This window comes from Olsenella uli, from assembly GCF_016900775.1.
Lineage (GTDB): Bacteria > Actinomycetota > Coriobacteriia > Coriobacteriales > Atopobiaceae > Thermophilibacter > Thermophilibacter uli_A.
The window spans coordinates 1-217 of record NZ_JACJKN010000062.1 but is presented as its reverse complement, the minus strand read 5'-3'; the positions used below and the strand labels follow the sequence as shown (position 1 = coordinate 217).

Genomic DNA, 217 nt, shown 5'->3' with positions numbered 1-217 from the left:
GCCGCGCAGCATGGCCGCCCACGTCTCCTTGGCGGTGTTGGCCAGCGGCGTGACGGCGCCGATGCCGGTGATTGCTACTCTGTGCTCCATCTCAACTCCCAACGCGTGCAAAAGTGACGGTCCCTTTTGCACGCATGCCAGTTACATCGCCATGCCGCCGTCGACACGGATGACCTCGCCCGTGACGTAGGACGCGGCGTCGCTCACGAGGAAGCGC

The 217-nt window shown here is 65.4% G+C and carries 1 protein-coding gene; it reads right to left on the bottom strand.

The features are described from left to right. Positions 1-141: 141 nt before the first annotated feature. Positions 142-217: SDR family oxidoreductase (locus H6A23_RS11310; protein WP_204832264.1), on the bottom strand; the 76-nt coding region annotated here is incomplete at its 5' end.